Origin of the sequence: Acinetobacter sp. NIPH 1852 (assembly GCF_022549455.1) — a bacterium.
In the GTDB taxonomy this organism is placed as follows: Bacteria; Pseudomonadota; Gammaproteobacteria; order Pseudomonadales; family Moraxellaceae; genus Acinetobacter.
This window is the reverse complement of the sequence record NZ_JAKZGG010000006.1, coordinates 49,708-76,208: the sequence shown is the minus strand read 5'-3', so window position 1 is coordinate 76,208 and position 26,501 is coordinate 49,708. Positions and strand designations below refer to the sequence as shown.

The 26,501-nt window shown below is 40.5% G+C and carries 34 protein-coding genes; 13 read left to right on the top strand and 21 right to left on the bottom strand.

Annotated elements, in window-relative coordinates:
* Positions 1-13 precede the first annotated feature (13 nt).
* The 17 genes from MMO38_RS06660 to MMO38_RS06580 form a co-directional block, all read right to left on the bottom strand.
* Complete coding sequence (locus tag MMO38_RS06660) at positions 14-628, bottom strand: hypothetical protein (protein ID WP_241323010.1); 615 nt, start codon at positions 626-628, stop codon at positions 14-16.
* Positions 621-1,109: a hypothetical protein gene (locus tag MMO38_RS06655; protein ID WP_241323009.1), complete on the bottom strand. Its 489-nt coding sequence runs from the start codon at positions 1,107-1,109 to the stop codon at positions 621-623. The genes MMO38_RS06660 and MMO38_RS06655 overlap by 8 nt, the downstream gene beginning before the upstream one ends.
* Positions 1,106-2,749, bottom strand: a complete 1,644-nt coding sequence (locus tag MMO38_RS06650) for a portal protein (RefSeq protein WP_241323008.1) — start codon at positions 2,747-2,749, stop codon at positions 1,106-1,108. The genes MMO38_RS06655 and MMO38_RS06650 overlap by 4 nt, the downstream gene beginning before the upstream one ends.
* A 1-nt stretch (position 2,750) precedes the next feature.
* Positions 2,751-2,981: a hypothetical protein gene (locus tag MMO38_RS06645; protein ID WP_241323007.1), complete on the bottom strand. Its 231-nt coding sequence runs from the start codon at positions 2,979-2,981 to the stop codon at positions 2,751-2,753.
* The gene (locus tag MMO38_RS06640; protein WP_241323006.1) at positions 2,981-3,298 is read right to left on the bottom strand and encodes a hypothetical protein; all 318 of its coding nucleotides are present in this window, start codon (positions 3,296-3,298) and stop codon (positions 2,981-2,983) included. Before MMO38_RS06640 ends, MMO38_RS06645 begins: the two co-directional genes overlap by 1 nt.
* An 89-nt stretch (positions 3,299-3,387) precedes the next feature.
* The gene (locus MMO38_RS06635; protein WP_241323005.1) at positions 3,388-3,654 is read right to left on the bottom strand and encodes a hypothetical protein; all 267 of its coding nucleotides are present in this window, start codon (positions 3,652-3,654) and stop codon (positions 3,388-3,390) included.
* Positions 3,651-3,929, bottom strand: a complete 279-nt coding sequence (locus tag MMO38_RS06630) for a hypothetical protein (protein ID WP_241323004.1) — start codon at positions 3,927-3,929, stop codon at positions 3,651-3,653. The genes MMO38_RS06635 and MMO38_RS06630 overlap by 4 nt, the downstream gene beginning before the upstream one ends.
* Positions 3,929-4,120 carry a hypothetical protein gene (locus MMO38_RS06625; RefSeq protein WP_241323003.1) on the bottom strand — a complete coding sequence of 64 codons (192 nt, stop codon included), beginning with the start codon at positions 4,118-4,120 and terminating at the stop codon, positions 3,929-3,931. The genes MMO38_RS06630 and MMO38_RS06625 overlap by 1 nt, the downstream gene beginning before the upstream one ends.
* 4 nt (positions 4,121-4,124) lie before the next feature.
* The gene (locus MMO38_RS06620; protein ID WP_241323002.1) at positions 4,125-4,418 is read right to left on the bottom strand and encodes a hypothetical protein; all 294 of its coding nucleotides are present in this window, start codon (positions 4,416-4,418) and stop codon (positions 4,125-4,127) included.
* The gene (locus tag MMO38_RS06615) at positions 4,411-4,881 is read right to left on the bottom strand and encodes a YuiA family protein (protein WP_241323001.1); all 471 of its coding nucleotides are present in this window, start codon (positions 4,879-4,881) and stop codon (positions 4,411-4,413) included. The genes MMO38_RS06620 and MMO38_RS06615 overlap by 8 nt, the downstream gene beginning before the upstream one ends.
* Positions 4,882-5,047: 166 nt before the next feature.
* The gene (locus MMO38_RS06610) at positions 5,048-5,494 is read right to left on the bottom strand and encodes a hypothetical protein (protein ID WP_241323000.1); all 447 of its coding nucleotides are present in this window, start codon (positions 5,492-5,494) and stop codon (positions 5,048-5,050) included.
* Positions 5,495-5,506: 12 nt separating this feature from the next.
* On the bottom strand, positions 5,507-6,013 hold the full coding sequence (locus tag MMO38_RS06605) for a RusA family crossover junction endodeoxyribonuclease (RefSeq protein WP_241322999.1): 507 nt from the start codon (positions 6,011-6,013) through the stop codon (positions 5,507-5,509).
* A 4-nt stretch (positions 6,014-6,017) separates the two neighbouring features.
* Positions 6,018-6,197, bottom strand: coding sequence for a hypothetical protein (locus MMO38_RS06600; protein ID WP_241322998.1), 180 nt, complete (start codon positions 6,195-6,197; stop codon positions 6,018-6,020).
* Positions 6,194-6,796, bottom strand: a complete 603-nt coding sequence (locus tag MMO38_RS06595) for a restriction endonuclease (protein ID WP_241322997.1) — start codon at positions 6,794-6,796, stop codon at positions 6,194-6,196. Before MMO38_RS06595 ends, MMO38_RS06600 begins: the two co-directional genes overlap by 4 nt.
* Positions 6,793-7,677, bottom strand: a complete 885-nt coding sequence (locus MMO38_RS06590; RefSeq protein WP_241322996.1) for a helix-turn-helix domain-containing protein — start codon at positions 7,675-7,677, stop codon at positions 6,793-6,795. Before MMO38_RS06590 ends, MMO38_RS06595 begins: the two co-directional genes overlap by 4 nt.
* Before the next feature lie 51 nt (positions 7,678-7,728).
* Positions 7,729-8,046, bottom strand: coding sequence for a hypothetical protein (locus tag MMO38_RS06585; protein ID WP_241322995.1), 318 nt, complete (start codon positions 8,044-8,046; stop codon positions 7,729-7,731).
* 8 nt (positions 8,047-8,054) lie between these two features.
* A complete protein-coding gene (locus MMO38_RS06580; RefSeq protein WP_161421586.1) occupies positions 8,055-8,240 on the bottom strand; it encodes a hypothetical protein in 186 nt (61 codons plus the stop codon).
* Between the two features lie 103 nt (positions 8,241-8,343).
* Here MMO38_RS06580 and MMO38_RS06575 point away from each other — a divergent pair, with 103 nt between their 5' ends.
* The 8 genes from MMO38_RS06575 (at position 8,344) to MMO38_RS06540 (ending at position 14,406) form a co-directional block, all read left to right on the top strand.
* Positions 8,344-9,033: a helix-turn-helix transcriptional regulator gene (locus MMO38_RS06575; protein ID WP_241322994.1), complete on the top strand. Its 690-nt coding sequence runs from the start codon at positions 8,344-8,346 to the stop codon at positions 9,031-9,033.
* A gap of 4 nt (positions 9,034-9,037) precedes the next feature.
* Positions 9,038-9,373 (top strand): hypothetical protein, encoded by a 336-nt coding sequence (locus MMO38_RS06570; protein ID WP_241322993.1) that lies wholly within the window; start codon positions 9,038-9,040, stop codon positions 9,371-9,373.
* A 407-nt stretch (positions 9,374-9,780) separates the two neighbouring features.
* Positions 9,781-10,743: a hypothetical protein gene (locus tag MMO38_RS06565; RefSeq protein WP_241322992.1), complete on the top strand. Its 963-nt coding sequence runs from the start codon at positions 9,781-9,783 to the stop codon at positions 10,741-10,743.
* 5 nt (positions 10,744-10,748) lie between these two features.
* Positions 10,749-11,675: a PD-(D/E)XK nuclease-like domain-containing protein gene (locus tag MMO38_RS06560; protein WP_241322991.1), complete on the top strand. Its 927-nt coding sequence runs from the start codon at positions 10,749-10,751 to the stop codon at positions 11,673-11,675.
* Between the two features lie 18 nt (positions 11,676-11,693).
* Positions 11,694-13,268 carry a recombinase RecT gene (locus MMO38_RS06555; RefSeq protein WP_241322990.1) on the top strand — a complete coding sequence of 525 codons (1,575 nt, stop codon included), beginning with the start codon at positions 11,694-11,696 and terminating at the stop codon, positions 13,266-13,268.
* Between the two features lie 61 nt (positions 13,269-13,329).
* Positions 13,330-13,551: a helix-turn-helix domain-containing protein gene (locus MMO38_RS06550; RefSeq protein ID WP_241322989.1), complete on the top strand. Its 222-nt coding sequence runs from the start codon at positions 13,330-13,332 to the stop codon at positions 13,549-13,551.
* A 91-nt stretch (positions 13,552-13,642) separates the two neighbouring features.
* Positions 13,643-14,191 carry a hypothetical protein gene (locus tag MMO38_RS06545; RefSeq protein WP_241322988.1) on the top strand — a complete coding sequence of 183 codons (549 nt, stop codon included), beginning with the start codon at positions 13,643-13,645 and terminating at the stop codon, positions 14,189-14,191.
* Positions 14,192-14,199: 8 nt separating this feature from the next.
* Positions 14,200-14,406, top strand: coding sequence for a hypothetical protein (locus MMO38_RS06540; RefSeq protein ID WP_241322987.1), 207 nt, complete (start codon positions 14,200-14,202; stop codon positions 14,404-14,406).
* Positions 14,407-14,411: 5 nt separating this feature from the next.
* Here the strand turns inward: MMO38_RS06540 and MMO38_RS06535 are convergent, their stop codons facing one another.
* Positions 14,412-15,620: an integrase family protein gene (locus tag MMO38_RS06535; RefSeq protein WP_241322986.1), complete on the bottom strand. Its 1,209-nt coding sequence runs from the start codon at positions 15,618-15,620 to the stop codon at positions 14,412-14,414.
* A gap of 270 nt (positions 15,621-15,890) precedes the next feature.
* On the opposite strand from MMO38_RS06535, the gene MMO38_RS06530 reads away from it, so the two are divergent.
* Positions 15,891-16,034, top strand: coding sequence for a hypothetical protein (locus MMO38_RS06530; RefSeq protein ID WP_004668950.1), 144 nt, complete (start codon positions 15,891-15,893; stop codon positions 16,032-16,034).
* Between the two features lie 79 nt (positions 16,035-16,113).
* Here the strand turns inward: MMO38_RS06530 and serC are convergent, their stop codons facing one another.
* Entirely contained in the window at positions 16,114-17,193 is a 1,080-nt protein-coding gene (serC, locus tag MMO38_RS06525; RefSeq protein WP_241322985.1) for a 3-phosphoserine/phosphohydroxythreonine transaminase, read from the bottom strand.
* Between the two features lie 346 nt (positions 17,194-17,539).
* On the opposite strand from serC, the gene MMO38_RS06520 reads away from it, so the two are divergent.
* The 4 genes from MMO38_RS06520 to MMO38_RS06505 are packed head-to-tail and all read left to right on the top strand — an operon-like array spanning position 17,540 to position 22,452.
* Positions 17,540-19,036 carry a TolC family protein gene (locus tag MMO38_RS06520; protein ID WP_034595382.1) on the top strand — a complete coding sequence of 499 codons (1,497 nt, stop codon included), beginning with the start codon at positions 17,540-17,542 and terminating at the stop codon, positions 19,034-19,036.
* 12 nt (positions 19,037-19,048) lie between these two features.
* Entirely contained in the window at positions 19,049-20,209 is a 1,161-nt protein-coding gene (locus MMO38_RS06515) for an efflux RND transporter periplasmic adaptor subunit (protein ID WP_241322984.1), read from the top strand.
* A gap of 3 nt (positions 20,210-20,212) precedes the next feature.
* Entirely contained in the window at positions 20,213-21,343 is a 1,131-nt protein-coding gene (locus tag MMO38_RS06510) for an ABC transporter permease (protein WP_241322983.1), read from the top strand.
* The gene (locus tag MMO38_RS06505; protein WP_241322982.1) at positions 21,340-22,452 is read left to right on the top strand and encodes an ABC transporter permease; all 1,113 of its coding nucleotides are present in this window, start codon (positions 21,340-21,342) and stop codon (positions 22,450-22,452) included. Before MMO38_RS06510 ends, MMO38_RS06505 begins: the two co-directional genes overlap by 4 nt.
* Positions 22,453-22,525: 73 nt before the next feature.
* Here the strand turns inward: MMO38_RS06505 and gyrA are convergent, their stop codons facing one another.
* Positions 22,526-25,264, bottom strand: a complete 2,739-nt coding sequence (gene gyrA / locus MMO38_RS06500) for a DNA gyrase subunit A (protein ID WP_241322981.1) — start codon at positions 25,262-25,264, stop codon at positions 22,526-22,528.
* A gap of 475 nt (positions 25,265-25,739) precedes the next feature.
* Positions 25,740-26,384, bottom strand: coding sequence for a hypothetical protein (locus MMO38_RS06495; protein ID WP_241322980.1), 645 nt, complete (start codon positions 26,382-26,384; stop codon positions 25,740-25,742).
* Positions 26,385-26,501 lie beyond the last annotated feature (117 nt).

Below are 26,501 nucleotides of genomic sequence, written 5' to 3'. Positions count from 1 at the left end.
GTGGATACACCCCTTAGCCGTTTAATTTTGAGTAATGACTCTGAACTTGGGCATAAACACGTTTGTGGTCAGGATGACTTTCATTCATGTACGCCTCTGATGCTATTAATTCTGAGATAGCTTCACTCGCACTTTGTTGGGTATTTTGCGGTGGCATATCTTCTTGCAAAGCCTTTCCAAAGTAAGCCGCTAAGCGGATGCCAAAAGTTGGAGAATCAACATCACTTGTTTGCAGTCCAGCCGCTTGAATCGCTTGATTTGCAAAGCGCAAATTAGCCTCGTACTCACCACCCCAATCATCTTGTAACGCTTCAACTTGTACGGCGGTATGTTGATCAAATGCTTGCATCACTACAGACAATTGCTCATTGGTTAAGCCAGCTTGATGAGCGTTGTCTAAAAATGCTTTGTTCGACTCGTCAGCTTTGAATGCATCAAAATCGAACCCATCTAGTTCAACCTTGTATTCATCCGCAGTTTCGGGAATATCGGGCTTGGTTTCAGGTTCTTGTGCAGAAGGATCTTTTTCAGGTTCACTTGGCTCTGCAGGTGTTTCAATGTTTGTTGGATCTGTCGGTGTTGGATTGCCTTCATCTACTGGCTGTTCTTGATTCTCTAAATCACTCATCGTTTTCTGCCTCGCTGTAATCAGGATCGTTTGCTAAATTGATTTGTTGTAAGATGAAATTAACTGGCTCACTCTGACCAAGACGGCGACACGTTTCACGCTCTCCGCCGTGTGCGTCAGTTACGTATGCGCTTCTGTTAAATCGCTTTGTGAGGTCTTCTAAGATGCGTTGACCTTTTACATCCATATCAAATACGACACGGTATAAATCAGGTGTTGCAGGTCGTAACCTTCGTTGATGCACATAAACACCAACCTCTTGAGATTCTTCGTTCTCGGTCTTTCTAAGAGATTCTTCAAAAAGCTCAAGCTTGTTGGTCAGTTCGTTAATTTCTTCATGGGCTGCATCTAGTTGGGCTTGGGTTTCTGCATGTACACGCACTTCATCCCAATGCTTTTCGCACCATTCATCATGCTTAACTTTTTGATAAATCGCATAAATTAGGATGACAGTTGCAAAAATAAAACCTAGATAGATCATTGTCGTGTCTCGCTTGTAAGTTCTGCTTCAAGCCCTTTTCCAACGGCATTCGCCAATGGTTGTGCCATCGCTTGCTCTTGCTCTTGTGCTGCCGCTTGTTGTTGGGCTTTTTGGCGTTGTTCACGAATCTTCTTAATGTCATCTTTCGTGCGTAAAATTGACGTAGGAACGCCCAAGCCCATGCCTGTGACTTGAGCTACGGCATCCATATCGATGTTGTCTAAAATTGTTTGATCTATTTGAGCCACGTTAGACAATCCAGCAATCAAACGCTCAATTGCTGTTACATCTTCTAATTGCTGTGAACGCGCCAAAGCTGAGATAAATTTGAATGAGAGATTACGACCTTGCATGTCGTCAGGTGCTTGTCCAATCACACCTGCACGATAAGCGAGACCAAAAGTACGCTCTAAAAGCGGTGTTAATAGTTCAGCTTGCCAACGACCATAAAGCGGTCCTAGTTGCTGGCGAATTAAATCAACCCGAACATGCACCTCGGTTGCTGTCATTGCTGGACCATCCTTAGGTTGCAATTGATCAGCCATCATCTTTTTGCGGATGCCACCTTGTAACGCTGTTAAAAGGTCTATCCCGACCTCGTAACCTTTGCCATCATCAATGCGCTTCAATGACTCAACATTGTTTACAACGATGATTTTCCCTCCACCTAAGCGCACTGTACGAGGGTTAAATACGCCATCATCTACACCTGCATACATGCCAAGCGTTGAGATTTCAGCACTACGCAACGTATCACGCATAAGTGTATTCGCAGTCTTGGCATCAGGTAATGCAACCGATACTTGACCAGTTCCATATACTGAATTTGGTATTTTTCTAAAACGTGGAACAACAAAAGGAAATTCGTTGTATCCTGTTTCTTTTAGTATTATTTTTTCTTCCACTTCAATGTGATATGAAGCAAAAGGACGCTCTTTAGGCATTAACTGACGATCATCTTTGATAAAGCCAGTCTTGCGTGGCTCAACCACCCAAATCACTTTTACTTTTGAGTCAGGCTTAGACTTGTAAGTGTTACGCACTTTTTCGCTAACATTACCTTCACCATACTCATTGACTAATGCAGCCATCGTCATATCGTATTCACGGTAAAGTGTGTCAACCTTCTGATCTTGCCGTGTTGAAGCTAGATAGCATTGACTAATATTCCAAGTTTGGAAGACATAGCCACCACCAGCTTTACGATCAATATCCGCATGCATCACACCCCAACCAGCGACAACACAATCAAGTACCAAATCAAAGATTTCACTGTCATAGTTTGCGCCGTGGATATTGCGCCAAATGAATTGACATACTTCATCAAGCCATTTTTCGCCGTTTGTCAGTTCTGCTGGATCATCAACACCGTCAGGAACAGCTTTAAACCAAAGTGCATTGGCTGGTGTTGTGCCTGAAATGATGCTTGAGACTAAAAGTTGTGTTGCTTCCGCTAGAGTTGAGTCCAGTAGCTCGGCACGTTGTGTCTTTCGTGTGTCAGTTAAGTCATCACCAATAAAAGATTGCTGACGCTCAGGCGCGGCGAATCGATAGCATTCAGACCAGTGTGATTCTAAGCGCGTTCTTTCTGCTTTTAACTCACTTAACCGCTTACACAACCTTGCTACTGTTTCGCTCATATTATCCACCCAAGGTCGTTTTCTTTTGACCATCTGTAGCAGATGACAAAACAGTTGAAGCATTGCGCTTACGGCGCTCCGCTACTGCTGTATTCGCATCTAATTGCGCTTGATCACGTGCTTGCTTATCTGCCGCTGCTGCATCAAAGCCCTTTTCAGCCTTCTTTGTTTCAGTAAGACCGACTGCATCTGTCACAGAAGAAATGATTTTTCCTAAGCCTCCGCCACACATTAGTCAGCCTCCTTCGTAGTCCATCCTTTTTCTGTCAAAAATGGGATACGTTTTTTTGGCTTAACTGCATCAATTGAACCTGAACTTACGCGCTGTTCGATTTGCGTAGACTTCTTTAGCTCGTCCATTTGCGCTTGCATTTCTGCTAATTGGCGTTGAAGTTCTTCGTTTGTTGGTTCTGCAGCTTTAGCACCTGAATGCTGATCAGCATCAGCACCAATTTCCGCCAAAGCCTCATCAGCTTTTTCAGCAGTTGTTTTTGTTTCTTCAGGTGCAGCTTTAGCACCTGGTGTTTGTACTTGACGGCGAGCAGTCATAAAAAAAGCCTCAATCGTTAATGATTAAGGCTTAGTGTGTTTGGTTATTTATCGGGGTTTGTTGGGTGTTTGAGCCTCTTTGAATGTGGTCATTGGTCATTCACCTTGTGCAAAAATGAATAATCAATTTCAGGGAAGTTGATTGGTAAAATCCCAAATCTAATTAAGCCCTCAAGTTTTGCTGGGTTTCTAATCCACTTGTCATCTTTCCAAGAAAAAATCACATCACCATCAATTAAGTAATAACAAACCGTGCTTACACGCGGTAAAGCAAAGTGTGTGCAGCCCTGTGGCTTGTTGGTTTGAATGTATTTATTGGTTAGCCGCTTTGACTCTAAACAGATAAAATCTCTCATTCCCCACCACCCTTGAGCGCTTGCTCTAACTCATCAACCAAATCAAATAGGTCTATTTCACCGCTATGATATTTTTTGACTAAACTTGATCCAGCTTCCACCCGCTTTTGCAGCTCATCCACTTTCGATTGTTGGTGTTGCCATACTTTCCACATTGACTGATATTCACTAGCCTTAGCATCTGCAACGTATGGGCAATAATATTTATTTGATTTTTCATCAAACTCTATCCAATGTGCAGGAACACGAAATGTTTTCTCAAATTCACTTCTCATCACTTCACCTTTCTTCTTTCAGTTAAGTAATCAGGCTTTTGATTTTCAGCCAGTGTTTTTAACTCCGTCATAAGGCGAACCACCTGACCAATTGATTGTTCAGACATATTGTTTTCTTCGAGAATATCGACAACCTCATGCTTGATTAAATCAATCCTTTCGACCCTGATTCCGTTAATTTGATTACTCATCACTTCACCCCAACTGATTCAATTTCAAAGCCTCATTTACATGAGCTTCTGTGATTTTGCATTTCGGACTAATATGGTTTTCGGGATGGTCTAGCGTTTCGGTTTCGATGCGGTGACCTGCTGCGACCTCAAAACGATTGACTGAATATGTACTTTCTTCACCTGTGTAACCATCACGATTGACAATCAAATGAGTTCCGCCATAACAAACTTGAACAACTTTGTATGTTTCGCCATTCGCTAAGTGATTAGAATGCTTTGAATCAATGCAAATAACATCTTGTCCAACCTTAAACATGCTCACCTCCAACATAACGATCTCCTTTACAGTCAGGGCATGTAAAAGTTCCCTCGAACTGACAACCAACTTCGCCAAATCCATTGCAATAACTACACTTGTAAATCGCCTCATAGTCTGCGATGGCTTTAATCATCCGCGATGCAAAGCTTTGCACAGGAGGTTGACGTGTTGAAGTTCCTGCTGAAATAATGTCTTTACAGTTTTGAATACCTTTCCAACGATCAATAATATCTACCGATTCAACTAGGCGTTTGAGGTCATCTAACAAAATCAATTCAATCGCATAATCTTCTGACCATGAATTCGTTTCATTGTGATAGTAAGCAGTTGTATATTTTCTCTTAAAGATATAACTACCAGTTAGGGCACAGTAACCAAATACAGGGAAAGAAGGCGCACCGTCAACCACTTCCCTTGCCTTCTCAATGCCGTGCTTCTTTATAAAGGTGATCGCGTTCATTGGCTTTGCTCCTTCTTAGTTTTGGTTCTATACGTACATCCAAAGCATCCCAGCCAAGAACTTGTAGTAAGAAAAGGTGCACTGTTAGCTTCACACCATGGCTTATGGAGTGAGCGTTTATGCTTTAGGTCTGAACCATTGATCTTTGCCATTAGCATGTTTTTATTCATCGCCCTTCTCCGTCACGCCCAGTAATGCCTTGATCCAATTGATCTATAACGCCGTCTAACTCATCTAAAAACATGTCTATTTGCCCGAATTTATAACGATATGTAAGTTGCTCGCCCACACGTGGGAAGCGCTCAATACCTGTTTGATCTTGCCAAAGCATGATCAGTTGTTCGCCGTTCTCAAAAAACGGACGTGTACCTGTGGCCCATGCCGAAACTGTTGTCGAGCCGCTTACTTTTAAAAGCATCGCTATCTTCTCGTGTGAAAAATTTAAGTTGCGCAGGTCTAAGAGCATTCGCCCGAAATCAGGGGCTTTGTAGTTGTTACGCGCCTTAATGAATCTTTTGGCTTTTTTGTTAGCGTCAAAGAAACGCGCGCGCGCGCGAGGTGAGTCCTTGAAAACACTACTATCAACCGTCAAATCAAAACCTAAATTACTCATAGACCAGCCCTCTTATAGTTCTAATACTTTGATTTTTACTAAGCCGCCTCTCACTACATTTCCACGTCTTACGATGAGTTCATCAAACTGTTCGTCATCAACGCATAGACCACATTTCACAAGACTGTCGATGGTTGCTTTCAGGTAGTTGTCAATGTCTCGTGTTTGGTGGTTAGGAAAGTGAAAAGTGACATCAAGTTTTAATCTTGCTTCTGTCTGTTTCGGTGGTACCAGCACTCGAACTAAGGCATGAAATGTTTTTGCTTTATCGCTCAAATATCGACGCTTTCCTGAGACATCCCAGTAGTGATTTACAGACGGCGGACAAGTTGCAATTTCACAGCTTAAAATTAGTTTTCCCTCATTGTCGCTATTTAGCTCTGTATTGCGTTTTAAGACACTGCCTCTAGCTTTACGTACCTTTGCATCATTTTCCGCTTTTAATCGCTCCTTGCTCAAATCTGCCCTGTTTCTGTGAGCATTTAAATGAGCTTCTAGCTGTTCTTGACTCCAACGCATGTTTTTATGCTCCCAACTCGAATAATTTATTCAAAAAGCTGTGATTCACTTTTCCAACGTACGTCGCCCATTTTTTAAAATGTGGGTTGTAGTGATACCAAGCGCCGTTTAAGTTCATCCAAAATGTGCCGTCTTGCTCTGCGTGTGTTGCGCCTTGTGGTTTTATAAGTGATTGATTCGTCATATAGATTTACCCCCACTCTTGCAGATCAATTTGAGCTGTGCAGCAAGTTCGGCTGGAATCGGTGTGCGCTTATGATGGCTTTGGGTTTTCTCTGTTTGGCTCTGCTGTGGCTTGATCCACATGACTTGAACACGACCAGATTTTTTCGCTCTGTCGAGATAATCGTTGTAAATATCTCTGAATGCGAAATGAGCTGTTTTCTGCCCTTCTGTCTTCAAGATATGACGTACTTCGTCAAGTGCTTGCTTTGCTAAAGTCGTAATTTTCTGTGTTTTATCAGCATCAAAATTTAAAGCTTTCGCCCATGCTTGTTCTGCCGTCCACCAGTCACCGTCATGCACACACCACGATCTAAATTCAGGAAGTGAGGGGCACCATTTTTCTGCGTTCATGCGCTCTAATCCACGGCGTAGATCATTTGGGCTTAGTCCGTTCAACACGGTGCAAGCTGTGTGCTGTAGCTCATCTGCTGCGATTTCACCGTATTTTTTGTCGAATGCATCGCCGTACAGTTTTTGCATACGTGCCAAGACTTGATCAGCAACCTCAACTGGAAAATCGACCTCAAAAACTGATTGGAATTTAGAAATATTACTCATGGGTTAATTACTCCCTGACCGTAGCGATGAACTTTTTTCGCTGGTGGTTTTTGTGAGTCAGCTTTCGGTTTTTTCGTCTCGATGTTCTTGAGCCAGTTCAACCAAGTCGTCATCCATTTTTGTGATGTGCGTTTTTCAGCCGTGACTGACCACTGAGCGAGTCTTTTGATCTCGTCCTCGATTTGAGCGACTGTGAGTTTTGGAAAGCTGATTTGAGCTTGTGCAATAAAATCTGATCGAACTGGGTAAGTCTGGGTAAGTTCTCTCAAAGTGAAATCAGAAAAGTTGTCTGCGTGGTATTCGATGAATTGCAACATCGAATTGCTCTGAGGTTCGAATTTTTCTTGCGCGCTATTCTTCTTATTATCTATATAATTCTTATTATCTATTGTGAGTCCTGTTACAGGACTAGTTTCGGTCTTGTTAGTGAACCGATCTTGGTCTTGCTGTGAGACTAGTCCTGTTACGAGACTAGTCTTGTTAGTGAACCGATCTTTAATAGAAATATCGTTCAATTTGTATTTTTTTACTCCTTGCTTTCCTGACTCGGTGACTGAAATAACACCTAAATCTATAAGCTCTTGAAGGGCATTTGAAACGGTAGTACGACCCATTTTACGTGCCCCAACTAAATCCCCACCCTGTAACTGTGAATAACTAACAAAATCTGACTCTTTGTTATGACCGTTAATACGGTTTTCGAGTTCTGCATAAACATTACGTGCAGCATCGCTTAGGAACGGCCACACCTCCTTTCTGTACAATCGGCTAGACATCACATAGCCACTTTCAAACTTATCGCTATACATGCTCTTTCCAGCCTCTTGTTTCGGCTGCGGATCAGTTTGTTTTGGAAACTGGATTACTTTTGCTGTATTCATTTCTTCACAGCCTCCGCAATACGTGTTAAATTCTTCATCTACAAATCTCGTTTACATTTCGGTGTGAACGGCGAGAAAGTCCATCTGTTCGAGCAGTTGGGCTTTTTTTGTGCCTGTTAGTTTTGGGGTGACATCAATCACCTTATGGGGTTGTACCAACTCGAAATTTGAATCTCTCGTATCTGTGGTAAGACATGTGAAGCTTGATAGAGAATTGATGTACTCCCGAACTTCTGAGATTTTCTTACTCATGCACTCCCGACTTAACTTTGATATGTCTGTCTTTTCAGCACGTGCTATTGCTTCAAACTCTCGTTTTTCTTCATACGTGCATTTAAAAGTGATGCTTTCGATTAATTTTTCAGACATGAGAGCACCTACGCACTTAGATCTTTTATTTCAGCTTTCAACTTGCCTTTTGTTGAGACTTCAAAGACAGCTTGAGTGCTTATAGGCATACCTTTACGCCAATAATTGATTACAGACCTATCACGACCTAAAATTCGCGCTAGCTCTGCATCACTCTTGGCCCTATAAAAATTTCTTAAATCATCAACAGTCACGTTTATTTACCTAAACAAGTAAGTTTAGTTTATTGAACGATAAGTTTAGGAAGATGTCAATTTTTTTGTTTAGTATTTTAAACAAATCAAAGGTTTTATAATTATGCAAACTACATCAGATCGAATTGCTCAACGCATGAATGAACTAGGTCTGCAACATAAAGACTTGGTTGCTGCCACTGGGGCTAGCAAAGGAACAGTTACCAACTGGATAAGCGGAGTGAATAACCCTACAGGTAAAAGACTGATTCAATTAGCCCAAGCACTTAAAACCACTTCTAGTTGGCTTTTGACTGGAAATGCAGCCCCTGAATTCACACCAGTTGAACCATGGGATAGCAACACCCCTTTAGATGATGATGAAATTGAAATCCCTTTTTTCAAGGATTTTAGTTTTGCGTGTGGTTCAGGTTCTATGACTGAGGCTATCTCAAACGAAACTAGAAAATTAAGAATGTCAAAGGCGACGTTAAGAAACCTCTCTATTTCGAAAGAGAATGCTGTAGCTGCCACGGCTGTAGGCGACTCAATGAGTCCGACCATCAAAGATGGCGATACAATCCATGTGGATCTTGGCAGAAACAAAATTAAAGATGGGAAAATTTTTGCTATTTGTATCGGTGGATTATTTTATTGCAAACGCTTATATAACTTGCCTTTTGGTGGTGTTCGCATTGTTTCTGATAATTCTGCTGAATTCCCAGAAATCCACTTAAATTTGCAAGAGGCAATTGACCAACAATTAGAGATCATTGGTTGGGTTTGGCAAATATCTAGTTTAGAAAATTGGTAACTCCATGAAAATAATCAATGTATTAATCGCATACATCTTGTACTTTATTTCACCGAAAACACTACTTCGAAGATCATTTATTGGGACTTTATTAAATTTCAACATCAGGATTCCAAGTAAGGCTACTGATGAGATAGTGGACTACTTATATGATATTTATTTAAAAAATAAAAAAATTGATAAAGTCATGAACAGGGGTGGAGTAAACACCAACATGGAAAGAATGCTGGATCTAATCCAATATGAGGCATTTTTCATTAAAGATTATTTGGAAATTTCTTATACGTTTGAGTTTGGACATGAAGTAGTTTTAAGAATTCTGAAAAAATATAATTATTAGAATTGTTGCCGAATCAAAACCCCGTCCATTCGATGGGGTTTTATTTTGCCTTCAAGAATGCTGTTCATTAAAATAATAAAAAAGTTCATTTTGCTAAACAAAATTGTTGACTCAATATGTTTAGTTTACTAAACTAAACCTCGTACCCAATAAAAAAGCCCTCTCGACTCGACATCAAGGGCTTAATTACACTACGAGGCAATTATGAAGCATAAAACCATTCAGAGTCAAACGACTCGCCCCTGCTGCACTCAGCCGACCGCAAAGGATATGCAACTACCGTTGTGGGAACATTTCAAAGCAAACCTAATCGACACACTTAAGCTATTCGCATTTCTGGGCACAGGTCTAGTGCTTTGGTGTCTGCTTAATTTCTTTTTTCATTCATTATTTTGGGGTAACTGATCATGGCTAGACCTAAGAAAAACACTGCACTTGTTTTAAGAACTTGCAAATCAGATTTAACAAGCCGTGGCGGTTTCCAATGGGCTGATGTCGGCGGAACAACTGTCGCTGAGGATTGGCTAGAAAACACAGAATGCGGCCATGGATTGCATGGCTGGTTGTTTGGATCAGGTGATCATTCATGCTCTAACTATCTAGATGCTGATAGCAAATGGATGGTGTTAGAAGTCGATCTTAAAAGCATTGTTATGCTTGGTGAGAAATGCAAATTTCCTAAAGCTAAAACCTTATTTGTAGGTGATAAAAAGTCAGCTACAGACTATCTGATTGAGAATGAGACTAGAGCTAAAAACGTATCTGTTATTGGCGCTTCACTAGAAGTCGGTGATAACGGTTCAGTTTTGGTTGGTGCTTTAGGCACGGCAACGGCTGGCTATAAAGGCACGGCAACGGCTGGCAACTGGGGCACGGCAACGGCTGGCGAATCAGGCACGGCAACGGCTGGCGAATCAGGCACGGCAACGGCTGGCGAATCAGGCACGGCAACGGCTGGCGAATCAGGCACGGCAACGGCTGGCGAATCAGGCACGGCAACGGCTGGCAACTGGGGCACGGCAACGGCTGGCAACTGGGGCACGGCAACGGCTGGCGAATCAGGCACGGCAACGGCTGGCGAATCAGGCACGGCAACGGCTGGCTATAAAGGCACGGCAACGGCTGGCGAATCAGGCACGGCAACGGCTGGCAACTGGGGCACGGCAACGGCTGGCTATAAAGGCACGGCAACGGCTGGCGAATCAGGCACGGCAACGGCTGGCGAATCAGGTGAAATCCGCGTCCAATATTGGGATTCAAAAGCTGAACGCTATCGCACAGTTATTGGCTATGTTGGCGAGTATGGTCTAAAAGCTGATACAGCATATAAATTAGATGAAAATCATAAATTTGTTGAAGCGGAGGACTAATAAAAATGAACTCACTAGTAACCATCGCCCAAGAGAATCATTTAATTGCTGACATGAGCAATGATGAATATCACGCTCGCCCTGAATACAGCTCAAGCCAGTTAAAAGATATGTTGCGTAGTGCAGCACACTTCTACTCTTTCAATATCGCTAAAGAGCATGAGAAAGAAAAAAAGAAACACTTAGATTTTGGAACATTGGCGCATACGTTATTTTTAGAGCCTGAGAAGTTTGAGGCTGAGTTTGTTGTGTTGCCTGCTGATGCGCCAAAACCACCTACTGACGTTATGCGTAACGCTAAGAATCCGTCTGCTGATTCACTGGCACGTGTTCAATGGTGGGATGCTTGGGAAGCTATAAACGGTCTGAAAATCACAATTTCAGAAGAACAATTAGCTGGTGCAAAACGCATCGTAGACAGTCTAAAAGCGTTAAGCATGTATGAAGTTATGAAAAACAATCCTGGTATGCCTGAGGCAAGTATTTTTTTTACTGATCCGATTTATGACTTGCAGCTACGTGTACGCCCTGACTATCACATTATTCCGTGTGATCGATTTCCAAACGGCTTAATTATTGACGTTAAAACGGCGAATGATGCACGTCCTATGGCTTTCTCAAAAGCATGTGCAAATTTCTCTTATGACCTTTCGGCGGCGATGTACCGCGAAGGCTTTCAAGAATATTACCAAACCGAAGAAAAGCCCGACTTTATCTATCTAGTTGGTGAGAGTGACGCGCCTTTTGTTGGTAAGCAATACAAAGCCGCAGACCTATTTCTAAGCGTAGGCGAAGTGCGTTATCGCAAAGCCAAAGAGCTACTTGCTGAATCCCAATTGATGGATGAATGGCGCGGATATTCACTCGAATTAGAAGACATTTTTCTGCCGTCATACATGACCAAACAAGCTTTAGATATCGATTTTAATTAATTTTTAGGAATATAAATTATGAACGCTCAAACAAACCAAATTGCTAATTCTTCTATTTCTGTTGGCCTGTTAAATCTCGAAGCTTTCGAGTTATCGCAACGTGTTGCAAAAATGCTTTCCAATTCAACACTTGTACCAGAACAGTATCGATCTGTTACTAAAGTTAAGGCTGGTAAAGACAGCAACGGTAATTGGCAGTACCGCGAAGAACCAAACCCAAGCGGATTATCAAACTGCATTATTGCTTTAAACATTGCAAATCGACTCGGCGCGAATGAATTAATGGTTATGCAAAACCTTTACATCATTGAAGGTCGTCCAGCTTGGTCCTCTCAATTCATTATGGCTGCAATCAATACATGTGGTCGATTCTCATCTTTGCGTTTCGAGCTTAAGGATTTAGGCGAAAAAGAAGTTGAATATCAAGAAACTCAGTGGAACAACGGACGTAAAAACAATGTTACCAAAACAATCAAAATTCAAAACATGTCTTGTTATGCATGGGTTGAAGAAAAAGGTTCAATCGATGAAAACGGCAAGCCTATTATCTTAAAGTCTTCAACCATCTCTGTCGAAATGGCAGTGAAAGAAGGCTGGTACCAAAAAAACGGTAGTAAATGGCAAACCATGCCTGAACAAATGCTTCGCTATCGTGCTGCATCGTTCTTTGGTCGTGTATATGCACCTGAGTTGCTGATGGGTCTCCGCTCTGCTGAAGAAGAACAAGACATGATTGATGTGACACCTGAACCAACACAAAAAAATACGGCTGGTCAAGTACGCGCACTCAAGCAAAAAATTCTTGCTGCAAAAACCATGGGTGATCTTGATAAGTTGGAAGGCGAAATTGCTGAGTTATCGGAATCAGACTGGCCTGAAATCAACAAAATCTTTAATGCTCAAAAAGACAAGTTGACTGGTGAAGTTGTTGAGGCTGAATTGGTTGAAGAAGAAGCACCAAAAACCGAAACTGTAGTTGAACAAAAATCCCCTGCACGTAAACAAACCGCTGCAGTAGAGAAAAAACCAAGTTCTATCGATATTCGCAGAGAATATCTATTGCGATTGAATAAAGCTGAAAGCTTGGATGAATTGAACGAAATCAGTGAAGAATTCTTAGTAAATGATGGTCTAACCGTTGCACATCTATCTTATTTAAAAGAGTCACTTGAGCAAGTCAAAGAGAAGTTGCAGCCAAAAACTCAAGTCAATGTAGCTGCTGAACCCGATCAGATTAAGAGTAATTCAACTCGTGCTGGCTTAGAACGCATGATCGCCGATGCAAATGATGTTTTATCACTTGAAGCAGATGTGGCAAGAGCAATAAAAGGTAGCGAATCAAAGCTTACTAAATCTGACAATCAAGCGGTATTGACGGCGTATGCACATCGTAAAGAAGTTCTTTCACAGCAAGATATTTTTGAAAGTGGTCCAAGTCTTGTCGATCTAACGATTCAAAAAATCAAGGCTGCAGCATCTCAAGATGACATCAATACAATCTTTGCCGATCCAGCTTTAGAGCAACTATCAGAAGAAGATAAAGCGATCATCAACCAAGCCGCAGACATGCGTGAATCAGAATTGCAGGGTTAATAGATACGCCCCTGCTTAATGGTGGGGGCACTACTTAAATACGAATATTAGGATTTAAATTATGAACAATTCAACGGTAGTTACATTAGATCAAATCAGACAAGTGCTGGAAACACAGAATAATAACGTTCATTCGCAAGTTATGGCGTTGTTAGAAAAGCCACTTTTCGAGCAAACATTAATTAAAACACGTGGTAATCAAACCAAAGCTGCTGAAATTCTTGGGTTAAATCGTGGCACGTTCCGTAAACGTTTAAAAAATCATAATTTGATTAAGTCGTGAGGTACGCCATGAAAGAGCGGATTTTAGGATTGGTTTTCTTATTGGATTTGGCGGTTGGGATTTTATTAATTGCAGTGTTGGGAGTGTGGTGATGGAATTTTTAAAACAAGTTACTGTTAAATATAGTCACTTACAAGCTGCTCTACCCTTTGCAGCCAAAAATGATGTGCGCTTTTATTTAACTGGTGTTCTGGTTAAAGACGGAATGATAGCGGCTACAAATGGCCACTGTGCACTTATCTGCAGTGCTGATGATGTACGTGATATGGAAGTCATCATTCCACGCATGGCTATCGAGTCCTTAATCAAAAAATTAGGTAAATCACCAAGACATGACGAAATCACGATTAGCCAGATAGATAAAGAATTTTGGTTGATGGACTACAAAAATGATTTTTATGAAATGTTCAAGCCGATTGATGGGAAATTTCCAGATATTGCTCGCGTAGACATTGAGAAACCAGCGGAAGCACCAAATGAATTTGTTCACTGGAATCTTGAATACATTCATATCTTTATGAAATGCGCAAAAACATTAAAGGTTTATTGTCCAAAATTCTTTCCAACTGCACACAATCAGCCTACCTACGTTGAGCTAAATGATGAAGTGCATGGAATTTTAATGCCGATAAGAGAATAGGAGGGGTGATGGCTAAATATATTACTTCTGACAAAGTGTGTGAAATGTTTGGTATTACCAAGGTCACACTTTGGCGTTGGGAAATAAAGACTCAATGGGGCGTGCCTTTCCCTGCCCCTGTATTTCCATCTGTTGGTGGTGCTCCAAAGCGCTATTTGCAATCGGATGTAGATAAATGGGTAAAAAAATGTACAGTCAAGAAAGCGGTCGCATGACCGCTTTAACCTTTTAGAATTATCAATTTCTCAATCCATTTTTCATAGACTTCTGTTTGCTCAAGAACATAACTATGCAAGTCGTAAACTTCTTGATTGTTCGGCAAAACATGACCCAACATAATTTCGTGAATATCCCTGTTTTTTGAGAATGAACTAAAGTTAGTTCGTGCGGTTCGGCGTAGATCGTGAAGCGACCAGTGCTCCATAGTTTCTTTTTTAAATCGTTTGACCCAGCCAATCACGCTATTAGGCAAAGCGGTAGACGCACCATCCGTTAAATATTCAGATTCATTATTACCGTTACTGAATAAATACTTACCTCCGCTTAGCTCCATGGCTTCTTTTATCAAAACTTCCATATATGGCAATATTGGTCTAATCAGTGTCTTATCGTTCTTATATCCTGTTTTGTGGTTTGTTGGCGGCACTATCCATATCCTACGCTTAAAATCAAAGTGTTTCTTTTCAGCTCTGCGAAGCTCACCATTTCGACATGCATAGATTAAGCACAGCTCAAGAAATATTTTATTCTTCTCAGTCAGTCGTGACCATTTTAAGCATTCATAGAAAACTATAATTTCTTCATCAGTTAATACGCGCTTAGTCGGCTTAGAAACAATATTTAAATCCGCTTTAGGGTAAATATCAGCAAGCACATTAGTTTGAACATATTTGCGTTTTGCAGCCCACTTCAACATCTGCTTAGTATTAGATAATAAGTTTTTTGCAGTACCAGGTATGCGCCCCGCCAATTCTTCAAATATCCTCAGCCAGTCTGTTATATCTATTCGATCAATTGGGAGATTACCAAGTTTATCGAATAGATGATTCTCAAACATTCTCTTTATATCAACATGCTCTTTTTTATTCTTTGAGCAATATGATTCATACCACATTAAAAAGACTTCATTAAAAGTCACTGGATTTATATTCTTTTCTTTTTCGACCAATAATTCTAATTTTGGATTTTTGTTTTGATCGAGAAGGCTTCTAAGTCTTGTTGCTTCAAGACGCGCATCTTTGAGACTCATGTGTGGATATGTGCCCAGATCAACACGCTCTTGCTTGTTGTTGAACCTGTAGCGCAACTGGAAGACAATCTTTCCCTTTGGTGATATTCTAACGCTCATAGAGTCACGATCTGCTACAACCTCAATAGCATCTCGTTCTTTTCCATTATTTGCTTTAAGCCAAGCTTCAGATAATGCCATTTCAAACTCTAGTATTAATATGTACACGAAAACGATTCAAAAATCGTATATCACCAATATGTACACGGATATGTACACAAATGGCATGAAATAGAGTGTTGTATTATGAAATGGTTGTTAATGGATAAACAAGCCTGTAATTGATGAATATAGGTTTTTTGTGAAATGGTATGTAATAAAGTTAAATTGATCTTTATTCATACTTATATTTATGCTAAAACTGCTTTAAAGTGACAAAAAATCACATAAAGGGCATTTTTAGGCGTTCTAATGAAAATTATACCGGAACAAACGACCACCAGTCTTATTCATTCGAGTGATCAAGGTCTTAAACTTGATGTTGGTGCTTATTGCTTTTTTTTACTTGGTATGTTTTTAGCAGCACTTATTTTTCATCAAATTGGCTTGTTCTAATTTTTTAACCATTACCCTATTTATAAATAAAAGCCCTCATTTTGATTTGAGGGCTTTTTATTTGTCTGGTTGCTATAAACTAACCATGACGTTTGGCAAACTCATCCATAAAGTTCACCAATGCTTGAACGCCTTCTAACGGAACAGCATTATAAATACTGGCGCGCATGCCACCTACTGAACGATGCCCGGCCAAGTTAAGCAAATGACTTTGCTCTGCTTCTTTTAAGAAAGTCTTTTCCAGTGCTTCATCCGCCAGTGTAAATGGCACATTCATCATTGAACGATTTGGCAGTGCAATTGGGTTGTTATAAAAATCACTAGAATCAATATAACCATAGAGTAAATTGGCTTTCTCTTGGTTAACTTTATACATTGCGTCCACACCGCCCTGCTCAAGTAACCACTCAAAGACGAGACCCGATAAATACCACGCATAGGTTGCTGGTGTATTGACCATTGAGCCATTTTTAGCTTGGTCTGCATACTTTAAAATACTTGGAATATCCGCTTTTGCTTGATCAAGTAAATCATCACGAACAATCACAATCGTTAAACCCGCTGGCCCGATATTCTTTTGTGCGCCTGCATAAATTAAACCGAATTTGCTTACATCTAATGGTGCAGACAAAATACTTGATGAATAATCACAAACTAAAGGTGCATTTACTTCAGGAATACCTGCAAATTGTAAACCACCAATGGTTTCGTTATCCGCATAATGCACATAGGCAGCATCTTGAGAAAGATTCCAAGTACTTTGCTCAGTGATTGCATGTTTACCATCAATTAAAGTACCAGCCTCAACAACATTGATGTCGCCATAACGCTTCGCTTCTTTTAATGCTTTTTCAGACCAAATCCCAGTATGAATATAGTCAGCCTTATTATTTTTTCCTAACAAGTTTAGTGGAATCGCTGAAAACTGTAAGGATGCACCACCTTGTAAGAACAAAACTTTATAGTTCTCTGGAATGTTCATGAGCTTTCGCAAATCAGCTTCAGCTTTTTCTGCTACAGCAACATAGTCATTGCTACGATGACTCATTTCCATGATCGACAAACCTTTACCTTGCCAATCCAACATCTCTTGTTGAGCTTTTTCTAAAACGGCAGTGGGTAATGCAGCAGGACCAGCGCAGAAATTATAAGCACGCATGAATTTTCCTTTGTCAAAGTGGAACAAATTGAGATAGGAATTTAAGCACAGATTGACGCAGCTTGCAGCAGCTTATCGAGTAAATATTTCAATCTAATCATCTAAATCTTATTAATTTTTCAATCATGTTTATCCTTTTAAATTTATTTTAATCATCATTTGAATGCATATTTATAAGCTTCAAAAACGAGATTTATCTTGTTTTCACTAGACTAAAAACTCTATTTTTTACAAATTGAATACACCAATCGGAGCGATATAACTATTTAATTAAAAACATAATATTTAAATTTTATAAAAACAATTTAGACTAACTCAGGATAATATTAAATTGCGACATACCATAATGTTGAAACGACATGATCGACCAAGTTTTAAGGTCAAACGGCTGCCTAAACAACTGAGCTTGAGTATTCACTTGATTAGCTGTGCTCTATTCTCGACTTCGCTATTTGCCCAGACGTTGAGTTATAACCAAGCCGAACAATATGTTGTCGAAAATGCTTATGCTTCACAAGCACAACAAGCTTTGCAACAAGCCTCACAACTTGAAATGGAAGCAGTCAAACATTTAGGTCTTCCACGCATTGATTTAAATGCACGTGCTTACTCTTTTCATAGTGAAACCAGCGTACCGTTAGAGTCAAGTAAACGCAGACTCGAAAACTCCCTGACACGTGGTTTTGATGACAAATTATCACAGTGGGAAAATGTACTTTCGCCCGAAGCGATTGATCAAGTCAGTCAAGGTTTCGATCAAACCGTAAACGATGGTCTCAATAAAGTTCCAAATAATCTAGATGTCACCATTAAAGATCATGATGTCCGCACCTCAGTCTCGATGGTCATGCCACTTTACACAGGTGGGAAAATCAATAGTGCCAAACAAATTGCCAATATTCAGGCACAGCGCTCAAATATAAGTGTGAAACAACAACAAGATTCACAGCGTTTTGAAATGATTCAATCTTATTTCAATGTGCAATTACAACAGCAATTGCTCAACGCGAGTCTGTTTAATTTGAATGCCATGCAAGAACACTATAACAATGCCCTGAAATTGGAGCAGCAAGGCTTTATTAATAAAGGGCAACGCATGCAATTTGAAGTAGCACGCAATAATGCTGAACGTACTTATCAAAATGCACAGTCGAATTTGCGTGCCAGTCAGTTTAGTCTTCAAAATTTATTACAGACTAAAGAAGGCTTAAATCTCAGCACCCCCCTCTTTGTAAATACCGCAGAAAACCATTCTCTGGATAAATTGCTTGCCAGCTATGACCAAAATTCGAGCTTGGTCAAAAAGTTGCAGATGGATACTCAACTCGCCAATGAAAATGTAAGAATCCAACAAGCAGCCAAAAGACCCAGCCTTTTTGCTTTTGGTGAATATGGTCTAGATGACAAAGAAAACTGGATCGTCGGTGTTATGGCAAAATACAATTTATTTTCAGGAGTAGATAAAAATAAAAATGTGCATGCCGCCGAATTAAAACGTTATGCAGCCGAACTCATGACCGAACGAACCAAGCAAGAAATTGAAAATGTTTTATATAAATCTTATAGCGAATTAAATGCGTCCCAGACCAGCCATCAATTACTCACTCAGAACACCAAAGCTGCACAAGAGAACCTACGTATTCAACAGCTCTCTTTTAAAGAAGGCATGGGCACAGCAACCCAAGTCATTGATGCTCAAAACGCATTAAGCGGGTTAAGAAGTGAAATGGCAGTGAACGCTTACAAATACATTTTATCTTTAGCGACTTTATTACAAAGCTACGGTTCAATTGATGAATTCAAGCTTTATGTGAACCAACCACGTACTGACTATATCCGTTAATTGGAGAATCTTATGAGCCAGAATCAATCCCCATCCAATTCAGAACGCGATACGAATGACGTGGAAAAAGCGACCGAAGCCGAAACACCAAAAAGCGTAAATGAACCAAGCTCTACGACAGAACAAGTAGACTCTGCTGATAATGCAGTTACATCTAATCCACCAAACTCGCCGACTGAGCCGCCTCAAAAATCTAAAGCCAAAATCATTGGCTTAATTATCTTGATCTTAATTCTAGGTATCATCGCGTTTGGTCTGTGGAAAGCTTATCAACCCAAAACCATTGAATTACAAGGTCGTGTAGAAGCAGAAACCGTGCATATCAGCACTAAAGTGCCGAGTCGTATTGAAGAGTTTTATGTGTCTGAAGGACAAATCATAAAAAAAGGACAACCATTAATTCGTTTTGTTAGCCCTGAATTAGAAGCCAAGAGAGAGCAAGCGCAAGCAGCATTGCAAAGTGCGACAGCCTTTCATTCCACTGTCTATCGCGGCGCCCAACAGGAAAATATCGAAACCCTATATGCCAATTGGCAAGCGATGAAAACGCAAGCAGATTTAGCGGCAACCACTTATAAACGTGGAGAAACGCTATTCCAACAAGGCGTTATTTCTCGTCAACGTCGGGATGAAATGTTAGCAACTCAAATTTCGGCTCGTGAAACTGCGGAAGCCTCTTATCAACAGTATGCTCGTGCGAAACGAGGCAGTACTGAGCAACAAAAATCAACAGCCGATGCACAAGTTGCCATGGCACAAGCAGCAGTGAAAGAAGCCAATGCACTGACCGAAGAAACCAAACTCTACTCGCCAATTGACGGTACTGTTTCCAAAACCTATGGCAAACCAACAGAATTGGTCGCAATGGGTGTACCTGTGGTTAGCATCATTGAAGATCATGAATTGTGGGTGAGTTTAAATGTTCGTGAAGACATGTATAACAGTGTTTATAAAAGCAAAACACTTGAAGGCTTTATTCCTGCCCTCGATCAGAACGTCACTTTTAAAGTGAAAAACATTGATGTTGAAGGTGACTTTGCCACCATTAAAACCACACGTCAAACAGGCGGTTATGATATCCGTAGCTTTAAATTTCATTTAGTACCAGAACAATCCATTCCTGATCTCAAAGTTGGAATGAGCGTACTATTTAAAATTAAAGAGGCAAAGTAACCGATGTTTGCTGTCATGCTTCGGGAGCTGCGTTATTTAAAACGCCATAAAGTAGATGCTTTTATGGCTATTATTATGCCGCTACTGGTGATTGTCTTTTTTGTCAGCATGCTTTCCGCCGGCAAAGCTGAACATTTACCAATCGCCATTATTGATCAAGATCAAAGCCAGTTAAGCCAAAAAATCATCCATAACCTGAGTATTAATCCCAGTCTGAAAGTGAAGACCATCAGCGCCAGCCAAGATGAAGTTGAACGGATGATTAATAATACTCAAGTTTGGGGTTTTGTTTTTATTCCAGAAGGCGCTGAACAACGACTGGTACAGGCAAAAAATGCTCAAATCAGCATCGCCTATAACCAATCTTTTTTTAGTATTGGCAATACTATTGCCTCTGCGATGCAAAGTAGTACCTTAAATGCAATTGGTGATTACTTAGGTAATAGCTATTTAGCTAACAAGATTCCCTATGCTGAGTTTCCAACACCGCATGTCAAAGTTTCTATGCTGTATAACCCGAGCATGAGCTATGAGCTATTTTTAGAACCCTTTATCGTGCCTGCGGTACTGCATTTATTATTGTGTTGTTGCATTGCATTTGCCATCGGGCAGGAATTTAAACGACATACCTTTGCGGAATGGATGGGTTCAACGCATATCGTGTCTCGATTCTTTGCCAAGATTCTACTCTATGTCTTCATTTTCTGTTTTTGGACATGGTGCTGGATGTTCTGGCTAACGCAGATCAAAGGCTATTTTATCGCAGGGTCACTCAGCTTTCTGTTGATCGCTCAATTTGTGTTTTACTTTGCCTATGCCATGATTAGCAGCAGCGTTATTTTAGCGACAAAAGACCTGCCTAAAACCTTTGGTTTTATTGCATTGTACGGGGGGTCATCGATGAGTTTTGCTGGCGTGACGCTTCCTTTAAATAACGCACCGATATTTACTCAGTTCTGGTCAATGATTATTCCATTTACGCCATATGCTAAGTTACAAACTGAACAATGGGTTATCGGAAGTGATATCGTGGTTTCAATTGCACCATTCGTAATTTTACTTGTTTTTGCGGTGCTATTTACTGCGTTAAGTCTTCGCTTATTAAAGAAAAATGTTCAGGAGATTCACTCATGAAGTCATTTTTCTTCTATTACAAGCAGACTTTTAAAAATATTGTGAAAAACAATTCAGTGTTTACCACACTGATTGTCTCAATCATCATGTACAGCTTTTTCTACCCGACTGCCTACAAAGCACAGGTTGCGGAACATATTCCGATCGTCATTGTCGATGAAGAACAAAGTGTTTTAACCTCTAAAATTATTAGTCAAACTGCAAACAGCCCACATATCCATATTCAAGCGGTCACGAGTGATTTTCTTGAAGCGGAGCAAATGGTCAAAAATCAAAAGGCTGAAGCCATTCTATTACTACCTGAAAATCTAAGTCAAAGTCTCATGCGTGGCGAAATGGGTGGTATCGGACTCTATCTCAGTACTGCGTATTTTCTGCAAACCAAAGAAGCAGGTACAGGTCTTGCCACCTCTATCGAATATGCACTGAAAGATTATATGGAGAAATTTGGTGATGCTTCACAGTTTGAAATCGAAATGCCGATTCACGAAATCCCGCTGTTTAACACCTTATCGGGTTATGGCAGCTATATCTTTCCTGCAGTTGCCAGTCTAATTATTCATCAAACCATTTTGCTCGGCTTAGCAATGCTCATCGCCAGTTATCGTGAACAAGGCTGGTCAGCGCAACCTACCGAATTCTGGGCCATTTTTGCGACCATCTTTACGATTAGCGGCTTAGGAAGCCTCTATTTATATGGTTTTACCTTTTGGCTCTATGAATACCCACATGGTGGAAACTTCTGGGGAATGCTCCTCGCTGTACCGATCTATGTGAGCTGTGTCATTGGTCTTGGTCTGTTACTTGGTTCGCTTGTGGATATGCCTGAACGTGTCGGGCATTTAGTCGTAGTGACGTCCATTCCCCTGTTTTTACTAACAGGTGCAGCTTGGCCACACGCTGCTATGCCTGAATGGATGCAAGCACTCGCATGGATACTACCATCTACTCATGGGGTACAAATGTTTGTACAACTTAATCAAATGGGTGTACCAACAGCGATTGTCGCGCCAAAGTTAATTTATTTGGCTACTGTAAGTGCAGTCCTATTGACGCTTTCCTACTATCGCTTAGTCATTATGAAACCCATCAATAAGGAAGCTCAGTAGCTGCATTTCTTTTTAAAGTAACACCCATAAAAAAACCCAAAGATAACTTTGGGTTTTTCTGTTAAGAGATTAATTATTCTTCAATCGCATCATCTTTAGATTCAGATGAGATTTCGTCAGAAGTCGTGGTATCAGGAGAAGTATTTACAGCGTCTTCTAAAACATCCAACACTTCATCATCGTCCACTTCAACAGCTTCAATCGAAACAACACCAACCAATGTTTCAGCTTCGCTTAAGCGAATTAAACGAACACCTTGTGCATTTCGACCTGTAGTAGCAACCTCTGATGCACGAGTACGAACTAAAGTACCACCATCAGAAATCAACATCAGCTCTTTGCTCTCATCAATCGAAACAGCACCTACTAGCTCGCCATTACGATCAGAAGTTTTGATCGCGATTACACCCTTACCACCACGTTTCTTGGTTGGGAAATCACCCACTGGGGTACGCTTACCATAACCATTGGCACACGCACAGAGCACTTCACCTGTTTCTGGAACAACCACAAGCGACACAATACGACTGATGACGTTTAATTCAGCTACATCATCGCCATCATCTGATTCATCATTTTCAATGATGTCTGTCTCTTCGACTTCCAGCACACTACTTGCAAAGCTGACGCGCATACCACGGACACCTTTCGCAGTACGACCCATCGCACGAACATCGGTTTCAGCAAAACGAATTGCTTTACCTTCATTCGAGAACAACATGATTTGCTGCTTGCCATCAGTGATTGCAACACCGATTAAGGTATCTTCTTCATTGAGTTCAATGGCACGTAAACCATTTGAACGGACATTGCTAAACTGTACTAGCTCGACACGTTTTACCGTACCCGATGCTGTTGCCATAAAGACATAATGATTTTCAGGGAAATCTTTGAGTGGCAAAATTGCAGTTACTGTTTCATTTGCATCAAGTGGCAGCAAATTCACAATTGGACGACCTTTAGCACCACGCGATGCCTGAGGTACTTCAAACACTCTTAAGCGATAAACTTTACCAACGTTGGTGAAACACAATACCGTGGCATGGTTTGAAGCAACAATTAAATGTTGAATGATGTCATCATCTTTCATTGACGTCGCAGACTTACCACGACCACCACGACGCTGTGCTTGATAATCAGAAAGTGGTTGAGTTTTCGCATAGCCTGTTTGAGAAACAGTAAGAACAACTTGTTCTTCTGGAATCAAATCTTCACGGCAGAAATCAACACCAGACTCAATAATCTCTGTGCGGCGTGCATCACCATACTGTTGGATGATTAAAGCAAGCTCTTCACGAATCAAATTCATCAACAAGTTGAAGTCATTGAGAATTGCTGTTAATTCAGCAATTTGCCCTAAGATTTCAGTATATTCTGCATGTAGCTTGTCTTGCTCTAAACCCGTTAAGCGATGTAGGCGTAACTCTAAAATTGCAGAAACTTGTGTTGGTGATAAACGATAAATCTCACCAGACAAACCAAATGGACGAGCAGGATCTTCACCCTCAATCTCATCTGGACGAACAGAAATTGCGCCAGCTTTTTCCAATAAAGCAATGACACCACCACCTGCCCACTCACCGGTTTGTAAACGCTCACGCGCTTCGGCTGGGTTTGCAGAAGTTTTAATGGTTTCGATAATCTTATCGATATTTGCTAATGCAACCGCTAAACCTTCTAAGATATGCCCGCGCTCACGTGCTTTACGCAATTCGAACATGGTACGACGAGTCACCACTTCTTGACGGTGACGAATAAACGCCGCAATAATCTGTTTTAGGTTCATCAATTTTGGTTGACCATTATCTAGACAAACCATATTGATGCTGAACGAGTTTTGAAGCTGGGTATGCAGAAATAAATTATTTACAACAATTTCTGCATTTTCACCGCGCTTCAAATCAATCGCGATACGCATACCATCTTTATCAGACTCGTCACGAAGCTCAGAAATACCTTCTAATTTCTTCTCTTTAACCAACTCAGCAATACGTTCAATCGTTCTTGCTTTATTGACTTGATAAGGAATTTCAGTAAAGACAATCGTCGTTCGACCTGATTTTTGATCTTCTTCGAAGTGATATTTACCACGAATATGTAAACGACCTTTACCCGTACGATAAGCATCAACGATGCCTGCTTTACCGTAAATAATACCGCCTGTAGGGAAATCTGGACCAGTAATATGCTCCATCAATCCTTCTACAGAGATATTTGGATTATTTGCATAGGCCAAACAAGCATTGACCACTTCAGTCATGTTGTGTGGCGCCATATTGGTCGCCATACCCACCGCAATACCCGTGGTTCCATTGATCAGAAGATTTGGAATACGCGTTGGCATGACTTGAGGAATACGCTCAGAGCCGTCGTAGTTGTCTTCCCAGTCGACCGTATCTTTTTCTAAATCAGCCAAAATTTCATGGGTCAACTTCTGCATACGAACTTCGGTATAACGCATTGCTGCCGCGCTATCCCCATCAACTGAACCGAAGTTACCTTGACCATCAACCAACATGTAACGCAAGCTAAAGTCCTGTGCCATACGAACAATTGTTTCGTATACAGCACTGTCACCGTGGGGGTGATATTTACCGATCACGTCCCCGACAACACGAGCAGACTTTTTGTATGATTTGTTATAATCATTGCCCAATTCATGCATTGCAAACAACACACGACGATGAACAGGTTTAAGACCGTCTCTTACATCTGGTAATGCACGAGATACAATTACGCTCATCGCGTAATCTAGATATGAATGCTTGAGTTCGTCCTCAATGGCAATCGGTCTGATTTCCGATACGCTCATGCATACTCCTTGTTTACAAGTAGATGGATCTACCTGTTTTTATGTCTTCAATCTTGCAAAATTTAGCCCAAAAACTTGAGCTAAAAATAAAAAAATACAGCGAAAAATTATAGCATAAAGCACAAGCTAACTGGGAGTTTAGAGATCTGAAAATAGCATTTTTTTACAATAAAAAAATCATTAGAATTAACAAGTTAAAAACACTAAGTGATTAACTGTCAGATAAAGCGCAATCTACTTTTTTTTTGAACAAAAGATCACCGATTTATTTTGTATTGGTATCGCATTTAATATTATAAAATTGGTGATACTGCACATATTCGCCCCAGAAAAATTAGAAATTCGCACTAATGTTTTTATTATATTTGGCATCGAATCCAAGCGACCGCGTCACTCAGATTCTCAATATCAAGTTTATGGCAATAAAACACCCCGATTTTAACAACTGCCGCTCACCAATGCCGCACCAGAACAATCACTTTACTTCGATCTGTTCTACATGAATCATTGATGTTTCATTGACGATTATTTTGTCCCACTGCATAAAATAAAAGGCTGCACAGAATAATGCTAAAATAAAGGGTACCTCATACAGCTCCTCTACCACATCAGGCTGAATGGTGTTACTCAACAACCATGTATCAATAAATCGATGGTGCTCAACGCTATCAGCAAAAAATAAAGAGACACACGCAATCAACAAGTACCAGAATGGGAATGGAACAGAATTGAATTTATATTTAATTTCTTCACGCAACTTTGAAAGAAAAGGCATGAGCACAACAGGTGCAATCACAAAAATAGAAATGATTCGAAAATAAAGATGTGGAATATCAGGAAAATAATCACGTCCCCAGCTAATACTACGGCCAAAAAACATAAACCACCATGCAATCGCCCAAAGCCAAAATAGTTTTTTTGATTCTGTTAAGTGTTTCGGCTTCATATAGAACCACGTAAATGCCACACATGCCAATAACACCAAGGCTTGCGCATCTTCGATCAGATGAACTTTCCAAGTCATTAAGAAATGTGAATCAACATTTGTCAAAAACAAGATCACCAACAACAGTGTCAGTAAAGCCACGGTCGTGTAATTAAAACGTAAATCAAACTTCATGGGAGAAAAAATATCCAAAATGGATCAAAGTGTATATTTTAGCAAAAGTGTACCAACAAGTACACTTAACCTCACTTCTAATAAAAAACGCTCCTGAGCAAAGCAGTAAAGCATCGC